The 9,951-nt window shown below is 59.9% G+C and carries 10 protein-coding genes; 6 read left to right on the top strand and 4 right to left on the bottom strand.

The features are described 5' to 3' along the window. Position 1: 1 nt before the first annotated feature. The 6 genes from narI to AC1Q67_RS25215 all read left to right on the top strand — a co-directional run bounded on the left by narI (position 2) and on the right by AC1Q67_RS25215 (position 4,427). Positions 2–727 (top strand): respiratory nitrate reductase subunit gamma, encoded by a 726-nt coding sequence (gene narI, locus AC1Q67_RS25240; protein ID WP_492237942.1) that lies wholly within the window; start codon positions 2–4, stop codon positions 725–727. Positions 728–731: 4 nt separating this feature from the next. Next, positions 732–1,556 carry a peptidylprolyl isomerase gene (locus tag AC1Q67_RS25235; protein ID WP_492237944.1) on the top strand — a complete coding sequence of 275 codons (825 nt, stop codon included), beginning with the start codon at positions 732–734 and terminating at the stop codon, positions 1,554–1,556. A gap of 13 nt (positions 1,557–1,569) precedes the next feature. Continuing rightward, entirely contained in the window at positions 1,570–1,926 is a 357-nt protein-coding gene (locus AC1Q67_RS25230; RefSeq protein ID WP_492237946.1) for a hypothetical protein, read from the top strand. Further along, the gene (gene mog, locus AC1Q67_RS25225) at positions 1,923–2,495 is read left to right on the top strand and encodes a molybdopterin adenylyltransferase (protein ID WP_492237948.1); all 573 of its coding nucleotides are present in this window, start codon (positions 1,923–1,925) and stop codon (positions 2,493–2,495) included. The genes AC1Q67_RS25230 and mog overlap by 4 nt, the downstream gene beginning before the upstream one ends. Further along, positions 2,464–3,015 carry a DUF2478 domain-containing protein gene (locus AC1Q67_RS25220; protein WP_492237950.1) on the top strand — a complete coding sequence of 184 codons (552 nt, stop codon included), beginning with the start codon at positions 2,464–2,466 and terminating at the stop codon, positions 3,013–3,015. Before mog ends, AC1Q67_RS25220 begins: the two co-directional genes overlap by 32 nt. 218 nt (positions 3,016–3,233) lie before the next feature. Continuing rightward, positions 3,234–4,427 carry an NnrS family protein gene (locus tag AC1Q67_RS25215; protein WP_492237952.1) on the top strand — a complete coding sequence of 398 codons (1,194 nt, stop codon included), beginning with the start codon at positions 3,234–3,236 and terminating at the stop codon, positions 4,425–4,427. A gap of 87 nt (positions 4,428–4,514) precedes the next feature. Here the strand turns inward: AC1Q67_RS25215 and AC1Q67_RS25210 are convergent, their stop codons facing one another. From AC1Q67_RS25210 to AC1Q67_RS25195, 4 genes are all read right to left on the bottom strand, one after another. Beyond that, the gene (locus tag AC1Q67_RS25210) at positions 4,515–4,793 is read right to left on the bottom strand and encodes a hypothetical protein (RefSeq protein ID WP_492237954.1); all 279 of its coding nucleotides are present in this window, start codon (positions 4,791–4,793) and stop codon (positions 4,515–4,517) included. Positions 4,794–4,907: 114 nt separating this feature from the next. Then, positions 4,908–8,036, bottom strand: coding sequence for a multidrug efflux RND transporter permease subunit (locus tag AC1Q67_RS25205; RefSeq protein ID WP_492237956.1), 3,129 nt, complete (start codon positions 8,034–8,036; stop codon positions 4,908–4,910). Next, entirely contained in the window at positions 8,033–9,253 is a 1,221-nt protein-coding gene (locus AC1Q67_RS25200) for an efflux RND transporter periplasmic adaptor subunit (RefSeq protein ID WP_492237958.1), read from the bottom strand. Before AC1Q67_RS25200 ends, AC1Q67_RS25205 begins: the two co-directional genes overlap by 4 nt. Continuing rightward, positions 9,246–9,947 carry a hypothetical protein gene (locus AC1Q67_RS25195; RefSeq protein ID WP_492237960.1) on the bottom strand — a complete coding sequence of 234 codons (702 nt, stop codon included), beginning with the start codon at positions 9,945–9,947 and terminating at the stop codon, positions 9,246–9,248. The genes AC1Q67_RS25200 and AC1Q67_RS25195 overlap by 8 nt, the downstream gene beginning before the upstream one ends. Between the last annotated feature and the right edge of the window lie 4 nt (positions 9,948–9,951).

Raw genomic sequence — 9,951 nt, 5'->3', positions numbered from 1 at the left:
AATGATGCAGACGCTCAACTCTATTGTCTTCGGCTGGTATCCCTATCTTTGCGTCACGGTGTTCCTGCTCGGGAGCCTCTTTCGGTTCGATCGAGAGCAGTATACGTGGCGCACCGGATCGAGCCAGTTGCTGCGACGCCGTCAGCTGATGTGGGGTTCGAACCTTTTCCACGTCGGCATCCTGGTAATCTTTGTCGGCCATTTCGTGGGCCTGCTCACACCAATCCGTGTATTCGATATGATGGGCATCTCCCACGGCTTCAAGCAGGTGCTGGCGATGGTCGCCGGCGGCGTGGCGGGCCTGATGTGCCTTGTCGGCATTGCTCTCCTGACCCATCGCCGATTGTTCGATCCGCGCATTCGCGCCAATTCCTCGTTTGGCGATACCGCGATCCTGCTGATCCTGTTTGCGCAGTTGCTGCTCGGTCTTGCGACCATTCCCCTGTCGGCCGGTCATCTCGATGGTCATGAGATGGTGAAGTTCATGAACTGGGCGCAGGCCATCGTCATGCTTCAGCCGGATGCTGCGCACTATGTCCTCGACGTGCATCCGATCTTCAAGGCCCATCTGATGCTGGGTATGACGATCTTTCTCCTCTTTCCTTTCACGCGTCTCGTCCACGTCTGGAGCGCTCCCGTCTGGTATCTCGGCCGCCGCGGTTATCAGGTTGTGCGCAGCCGGAACGGAGGCCGGGTTGTCCCGCCGCCGGTCCAACCCGCGGAGTAAATCCATGGATTGCTCAGTTTCGAATGTCCTGCCGAAGCCGAAGACGATCAGTGTCAACGGAGTAATGATTCCCCGCGAGGCGATCGCCAGGGAAGTGCAGAACCATCCTGCTGAAAAGCCGATTCTGGCGTGGCAGGCCGCGGCTCGTGCCTTGGTCGTGCGGGAATTGCTGCTCCAGGAAACCGCGCGCTTAGGCATCGAGGGGATGCCGCTGAGCGATCCCGATGGCCGCACCGAGACTGCGGACGAAGCGGCGATGCGGACACTGGTCGAGCGCGAAGTCATCACGCCAGAACCGGACGAAGCGGCCTGCCGGCGGTTTTACGAACAGAACCGCCAGAGATTCCGCTCGGGAGATCTCTATGAGGTAGCTCACATTCTTGTCGCCGCGCCGCGTGGCGACGTGGTTGCGCGTGCTAACGCGCGGGCTAATGCCGATACGATCCTTGCGGCGGTGAAATCCGACCGCACCACTTTCGCGGATCTTGCCACCAATCATTCTGCCTGCACGACCTCGGCATTGCAGGGCGGGTATCTCGGCCAGATCACCCACGGACAAACCGTTCCGGAATTCGAGACGGCGTTGGAGCGGATGCAACCGGGGGATATTGCCATCGTCGAAACCCGTTATGGCTTCCACGTTGTGCGTCTTGATCGTCGTGCGGAAGGACAGATGTTGCCTTTCGAGATCGCACGGGAGCGGATTGCCGATTATCTGGCATCGAGCGTCGAACACCGGGCGCTTGCGCAATACATCTCGATACTTGCGGGCCGGGCCGACATCACCGGCATTTCGCTTGCCGCCGCAGATACACCGCTGGTCCAATAGAGAGGAGCGCCTCATGCAACTCGGTGAAATCATCCGCAGCTTTAACGATGAAACCCGTGCCGCGGAAGCGCTGGTTGCCTGTGGCGATATTGTCTTGCTGACGCGTGTCGATGTCATGACGACCCGGTTCGGGGAAAGCGTCGGCGAGTATGCGTCTGGAGCTGTCCGGCGTTTTGCCAACCTTGCCGGCAGCGAAGACTGGCTCGGCCTGATGAATGTTCTCGAACGCGCCACAGACCCCGGGGCGGGTTGCCTGACGTATATGGTTGGATGGTCGCTGAAGCAGGACGAAGCCCCGCCGGCGTCTCACGCCGACAGTGACCATGCGCACGCGGGCTGTACGTGCGGAGGAAGCGGGGGCTGTTCATGAGTCTCGGATTCGACAAGTCTGAAAGTGTTGTTGGATCAAAAACGCTCGCGCGCATCGGCATCCTTGTCATCTCCGATCGTGCTAGCCGGGGAGCGTATGAAAGCAAGAGCGGAAAGGCAATCAGCGACTTTTTGGACAAGGTCATTCGCTCGAACTGGATCGTCATTCTCAAGATCATTCCCGATGGCGTGGAAAGCGTCGCCAGTGCGTTGATCGAACTGTCGGATCGTGAGGGCTGCGATCTCGTCCTGACAACGGGCGGGACCGGACCGGCTCTGCGCGACCTCACCCCGGAGGGGACGCGTATGGTCATTGGCCGCGAACTGGTGGGCTTTGGTGAGTTGATGCGGCGGGTGAGTCTGGACCACGTCCCAACGGCAATTTTGTCGCGTCAGACCGCCGGTACGCGCAATCACTCCTTGATCGTCAATCTGCCCGGCCGTCCCGCGGCTATCGATGTTTGTCTAAACGCCATCTTCCCGGCGATCCCGTATTGCCTCGAACTGATCGGGGCGCGTCCAATCGAGGTCAATTCCGATGACTGCATTGCATTCCGTCCCGGCGTTTAACTCGGCCCGACCGCTTGAATCTCGCCTTGCCGCGATTGTCTACGCGAACGAGGAATATCCGGACGAGATATTCAAATGGATCGTTAAAGAATGCCGATCCCGCCAGTTGGTCGTTTCGGGGGTTCTGCAACACCCGGCATTCGAAGGGGCCGACAAGCGATGCGACGTGCTGCTTGAAGACCTCGCGAGCGGTCACCGTACTCTGCTTTTGGAAGATCGCGGTGCCGGCGCGAGGGGGTGTCGTCTTGACGTAGCCGCGCTGGTCGAGGCTTCCATGAAAATCGAAAGCAGCCTCGACAACAATCCCGCGCTTCTTGTGCTGAACAAGTTCGGCAAGGTGGAAGCCGACGGCGGGGGAATGCGTGGCCTGATGGCGAAAGCACTTGAGCGTGACATTCCTGCAATTATCGGAGTTCCGGCGCGCAACCTGGATGCCTGGAGAAATTTTGCCGGCGAATTTTCGACGGAGCTGTCTGAAGGCACCGATCAAATCGGAGAGTGGCTTGCAAAACTCGGATAGCTGCCGTCTGTTTTGAACAGACAGTTGAACCTGCGGAGACGAGCATATGTCTATATCAGTCGCGGTGGGTTACCCGATCGGCCATGGTGCGATGATTTCGCTTGAGATTGCTCGACACCTCCTGCGGGAGTAAGGGCGTTCGTATGCTGACTTTGGCTTGCGCAGAAGCCTTGGCACGTAAGGGTCTCATCGCCGCCATATCGAGAAACGGTTGCATCATGACAGTCCAAGATACTCCGGTGCCGCGGCTGCGGCGCTATCAGGGACCCGCGGTGTTGTCTTACGGGTTCAGGCCATTTTTCCTGCTCGGATCGGCTTATGCGGGGCTTGCCGTTCTGGCCTGGCTGCCGGTGTTTCTCGGAGAATTGACGCTTCAGACTGCGTTCGCTCCGCGCGATTGGCATGTCCATGAAATGGCGTACGGTTATTTGCCGGCGATCATTACTGGATTCCTGTTCACCGCGATTCCGAACTGGACTGGACGATTGCCGATTCAGGGTATGCCGTTGCTCGCACTCGTGATCGTCTGGATTCTTGGACGTCTGGCCGTGACATGTTCGGTCAGCATCGGCTGGTTGGCGGCCCTACTGATCGATGTCAGCTTTTTGACTCTGATCACGGCTGCCGCCGCACGTGAAATTCTCGCCGGACGTAACTGGCGCAATCTCACGGTCGTGGCGCTGGTTGCGCTTCTTCTCGGTGGCAACATCGCTTTTCACCTTGAAGCTCATTTTGCAGGCGCGGCCGAATACGGCGTTCGCGCAGGTATTGCCGTTATTGTCCTGCTGATCGCGCTGATCGGCGGCCGGATCATTCCAAGTTTCACACGCAACTGGCTGGTGCGCGAAAACCCTGGTCGCTTACCATCTCCCTTCGCAAAATTCGACGTGGCGGTCGTCATCTTAAGCGCGGTGGCCCTGCTGATGTGGGTTGTTCATCAAGATGGTTTGCTGATCGGCGTCCTGCTTGCGTTGATCGGCGTCCTGCACGTCATCCGCCTCGGCCGATGGGCGGGTGATCGCACATCTCGTGAGCGCCTCGTTCTCATTCTGCACGTCGGATACGCTTTCATTCCGGCGGGTTTTCTATTGGGTGCCGCCTCGGCCTTCAATCTGGTCCCTGCCAGCGCCGGCATCCACGCGTGGATGGTGGGCGCTGCCGGGGTCATGACGCTGGCAGTAATGACGCGTGCCAGCCTCGGTCATACGGGCCAGCCGTTGACCGCGTCTGCCTTCACGCAAGGAATCTATGCAGCCGTTGTGATTGCGGCGCTTGCCAGAGTCTGCGCGGTCATGGCCTCTGCCTGGAGCCACTTGTTGCTGTATCTCGCTGCCGTCGCGTGGGCCGCCGCGTTTCTTGGCTTCGCGGTTTATTTCGGCCAGTTGCTGATGAGCGAAACGAAGCGGCGGTAGACTCCATGGCTCGCGGCTTGATGACATGAGTTGCACGCGGACGTCAGATCGGAATAGGCCTTGCCGAATGCGGCTTGATCTTTTGCCTTAGAGGTCCGCAAACGGCTGTTGCGTCACCGAGGCAATCATGTCCTGTAACGGAATGTCGCCCGCGACCGGATGCGCTTGGCCGAGGCGATTGAACGCGCCTTTCAGGTGTCCAACTTCATAGCCGACGAAATCCCAATTGCGGGCCTGCGCCGCGAGCCAGAGCCTGATGTGGCGCGGTTGGATCGCCGCAATCATGAAGTCGCTGATGCTAGGAAGGTAGCCGATCGCCGGTGGCGGTGTGTCCGGATCCTCAGCGTCGACCGGCGCGCCGATCATTGCAGCGATACATATACGTACAATAACCTATTTGAATCGCCAGACGTGTGCGAGATTTGAAGTGTGTTATTTCCTGTGGGATCACGCTGTGTTCCTTTGGCTTATTGCGCGCCTTCACGCCGCCGGTGAACGTGGGATTGCGATCTTGGCGTCAGAGGTGCGCGACTTACGCCGCAGATGGCCAAACCAGTGGTTGATGCGGTCGAGATAAATGTAGACGACCGGCGTCGTGAACAGCGTCAAGAGCTGCGACATCAACAATCCTCCAACCATGGCGAAGCCGAGCGGCTGCCGCAATTCCGATCCGGTTCCTGTGCCGATCATGAGCGGCACGCCCCCTAGCACAGCGCACATCGTCGTCATCAGGATCGGCCGGAAGCGGGTCCGGCAGGCTTCAAAGACCGATTGTTCCGCTGTCAGCCCACGATGGCGTTCGGCTTCGAGCGCGAAATCGATCAGCATGATGCCGTTCTTCTGGACGATGCCGATCAACAGGATGATCCCGATCAGTCCGATCACGTCGAGGCCGAAGCCGAATGCCATCAGAGTCAACAGCGCTCCGATGCCGGCCGAAGGTAATGTCGAGAGAATGGTGATCGGATGAATGACGCTCTCATAAAGCATGCCGAGGATCAGGTAGACGGCGATCAGCGCAGCGGCGATCAGGATTGGCGTGCTGCTCAATGCCGACTGGAACGCCTGGGCGTTGCCCTGGAAGCTGGTCGCGATGGTGCTGGGGAAGTGTAGGTCGGTGGTCGCTTTTTGAATCGCAGCCACTGCCGTACCAACCGCCGTCCCAGGTGCCAGATTGAAGCTGAGCGTGACGGAGGGAAACTGGCTCTGATGGTTCACCGCAAGCGGTGCAGTCCCGGTTGTGACCGTGGCGATCTGGCTCAACGGCACCATGGACCCATTCGACGAGCGAACGTAAATCCGGTTTAGAGCGTAAGGTCCGAGCTGAAACGACGGATCGACTTCCAGGATGACATAATAGCTGTTGAGTGTTGTGAACAGTTGCGCGACGTGGCGCTGGCCGAAGGCATCGTAGAGCGTATTGTCCACAGAGGAGGGATCGATGCCGAGCCGCGATGCCGCGTCGCGGTCGATCTGAAGCTTCAGTTGGCGGCCTGTATTGGCCTGGTCGCTGGCGACGTCGGCGAGTTCAGGCAGGCTTCGAAGCTTGGTGTAAAGTTGCGACGCCCACTGATTGAGTTCGCCCTGGTTCACGTCGGTGAGCGTGTACTGATACTGGGTCTTGGAGAGACGGCTCGCGAGGTTGATGTCCTGCGTGGCCTGCATGAAGACCTGAACGCCCTGCAGCTTTTGAAGGCCTTTGTCCAAACGGCGGATCGCCTCATCGGCGCTGACGTCGCGCTGATCGCGCGGCTTGAGCAGAATGAACAGGCGGCCATTATTCTCCGTGACGGTCGGACCGCCGGGGCCGATATAGCCGGTGGCATTGGCGACCGCAGGGTCCTTTGCAATGACGTCAATAACGCCGCGCTGCAGGTTTGCCATCTGATCCGGTGAGACATCGGATGCAGCTTCCGTGATGCCCGTGATCATGCCTGTATCCTGCTGCGGGAAGAAGCCTTTGGGAATGACAACGAACAGAACAACGGTCGCCGCGATGATCGCGAGCATGATACTGAGCGTCGTGAGTTTGAAGCGCAGCGCGAGACGAAGCACCGCCTCATACCCGGATTGTAGCGCAAGGAATCCGGTTTCAAGCGCGCGCGATATCCGCCCAGGGTTGTCCTCGTGTGAGGACCTCAAGAGATAGGCGCACATCATAGGCGTCAACGTCAGGGATACCAGCACGGAGACCGCGATGGCGACGCATACGGTGACGGCGAATTCCTGGAACATGCGGCCGATCACGCCGCCCATCAGCAGGAGCGGGATGAACACGGCCACCAGCGACACCGAAATCGACAGAATGGTAAAACCGATTTCGCCGGCGCCTTTAAGTGCCGCGTCGAGCGGGGCGAGGCCTTCCTCGATGTGCCGTGAAATATTTTCGATCATCACGATGGCATCGTCGACGACGAAGCCCACCGCGATGGACAGGCCCATCAGCGACAGATTGTCGAGGCTGTAGCCGAGCAGGTACATCACCCCGAAAGTGCCGATCAACGATATCGGAACCGACACGGCGGGAATGACGGTGGCCCAGAATTTGCGAAGGAACAGGAAAATCACGCCCACCACCAGCGCGATGGTCAGAAGCAGCGTGAACTGCACGTCGCTTACGCTCGCGCGGATCGTCTGCGTGCGGTCTGAGGCGATCTCCACTCTGATGTCCGACGGCAGGCCGCTCACCAGTTGGGGAAGGATCGCCTTGATTCTGTCAACCGTGTCGATCACGTTGGCGCCGGGCTGGCGTTGAATTGCAAGGACGACCGCCGGCTTGTCGTTGAACCAGCCATGCAGCGTAATGTCCTCGGCGCCGGCCACAGCGTGGCCGACATCCCGCAGCCGCACCGGTGCGCCATTGCGATAAGCGATGATCAGGTTGTCGTATTCGCTTGCCGCCAGAAGCTGGTCGTTGGTAGCAAGCGTATAGGTCTGCTTTTGGCCGTAAAGCACCCCCTTCGGCTGATCGACGGTGGCGGCACCTAGCGTCGTTCGCAATTGTTCGAGATCGAGGCCGGCAGCGGCGAGCTTGGCCGGGTTGACCTGGACGCGAATGGCCGGCTTCTGCGCGCCACCGATGGTGACGAGAGAGACGCCCGGTACTTGCGACAGTTTCTGGGCCACGATGCTGTCGGCATAGTCGTTGACCTTCGTGAGCGGCTGAGTGTCGGACATCAGCGCGATCAGGAGCACCGGCACATCCGCCGGGTTCACCTTGCGGTAGGTCGGCGGCGACGGCATGGTTTTCGGAAGCTGGCCCGAAGCGGCATTGATCGCGGTCTGAACATCTTGCGCGGCCGCATCGACGCTCCTGTTCAAGGAAAACTGCAGCGTGATTTGTGTGTTGCCGAGCCCGCTGCTCGAACTCATCTGCGTCAGCCCTGCGATCTGCCCGAACTGCCGTTCAAGCGGCGTTGCGACCGACGAGCCCATGGTTTGTGGATCGGCGCCCGGCAGCTGCGCGGTCACCTGGATGGTCGGCGTGTCGATTGACGGCAGCGCGGAAATCGGGAGCTGCCGGAACGCAAGCGAGCCGACCAGCGTGATGCCGACCGTCAGGAGTGCGGTCGCGATCGGTTTGCGGATGAAGCCTGCAGAGATACTCATGGCAACATTCCCGCGCTGGCTGTGGATGCGTTCTGGACCCGGCTCTGCTGGTCCCCGTGCACGATTTCGACGGTTGCTCCTTCGGTGAGGCGGTACTGACCGGCCAGCACGACGGTTTCGTTCGCCGTGACGCCGCTATCGATCATCACTTGTCCTTCGCGCGACTGACCAACCGAAACCGGCCGCGCCGTCACCGTCCCATCTGATGCAATCACATAGACGAAGGGTCCCGCAGGTCCTTGCTGTACGGTCGGCAACGGCAATGTCAGCGCGTCGTGCCGTACAGAGATCACGAGATGAACGTTGACGAAGGCGCCTGGCCACAGCGTCTTTTGTGCATTTGGGAATCTCGCCTTGAGGCGCACCGTGCCGGTCGAGGCGTCGACCTGATTGTCGACCAGCAGGAGTTGTCCCTCGTCGAGCTTGATCTTGTTGGTGGCGTCATATGCCTCCGCGCTCGCCTGACCGGTCGCAAGCGCGTGCTGCACTTGCGGGATGGCGACGGAGGGGAGCGTGAAGATGACGGTGATCGGCTGCACCTGTGTCACGACGACAAGGCCGCTTGCATCGGTCGGGTGAACGATGTTGCCGGGATCGATCTGGCGGATTCCGGTAATGCCGTCGAAAGGCGCGGTGATCGAGGTAAAGCCGAGTTGTGTCCGTGCGCCTTCGAGAACTGCTTCGTCGGATTTGACCGTGTTCTGGAGTTGCGCAACCTGGGCCTTTTGGGTGTCGACCTGCTGGGCCGTCGAGAAGCCGCGGCTGAGCAGCGGCAGGTAGCGATTGAGATCAGCTTGGGCGTTTGTCAGCAGCGCCTTGTCGCGTCCGAGCGCCGCTCCCGCCTGATCGACCTGGGCCTGGTAGACACGGGGATCGATCTGCGCGAGCCGTTGTCCGCGTTTGACTTCCTGCCCCTCAACGAAATCGACAGTGTCGAGCGTTCCCTGCACTTGCGTGCGCATGGTTGCGGTGTTGAGTGCCTTTACCGTGCCGAGCCCTTCAAGCACGATCGGCACGTCATGTTGCTGAACCGTCGCCGCGGTAACCGGGATCGCCGGCGTTTGCGCGGCCTTTTTTGTCGTTGCCTTCGGAGCTGCTGATGGACTGCTGCCCTGGCCGACGGTCGCAGGTCCCATCGGCCGGGTAAGCTCAATAGCTACGCCGGTCAGGATACCGGCGAACAAGACGATGGCGCCGAATTTGACGACGTTAGACATGATTCGATCGTCCTTGATTGATGGCGTGCGAACTGGCTTTGGCGATGAGTTCGAACAGGAAGGTGCCAGTGGCGCGTACGGTGGCTTCCGCAACATCGAAACCGACAGAGGGAAGCATCATGATCCGGGTGTCGGCGTGCTCTCGGCGCAGGACATTGATAAGATTGCCTTCGTCGGTGCGGCTTACCTTGCCCTCGTGCAACACGAGCCGGATGCCTGCGGTCATCGGGGCAATCGTGCCGCGGGGCGCGGCGCACGGAATGTCGACACCAACAATTCCGGCGCAGGTGAGTGATCCGTCCAGAACGAGGTTGAGTGCGGCGCGGCCAGCATTGCGCCGGCCCAGCAGTACCATCTGAGCCGGTTGCATATGTCTGCGGTCTAGGAGTTCCGACAATTGCCCTCTCAGCCAAGCTCCATTCGATGATGGCGGCGCCTCTCTCATGTCGATCCGGATCCAGTCCGCCAGCGGATTGACGCTCTTCCATCGCGCCAGATCGAGCGGCTTGGCGGGCTCTCCGTCCGGGTCCCCGGTCAGGACCGCGACCAAAGCCTGCGCGCGAGAGCCGGATGTGGGGCGGTCATCGAAAGGCGCCGAAGGAGCCGTCCTGGTATCGGGTTTTTTGCTCATGGAGGGGAATATCGGGGCAGCAATAAAATCAATCAAATGCATTGATTTCACATTCAAATTCATGGAA

This window comes from Afipia sp. GW823-FHT06G09 (genome assembly GCF_058794875.1).
The sequence above is the reverse complement of the archived record's forward strand: the minus strand, read 5'-3'. Positions and strand labels throughout refer to the sequence as shown.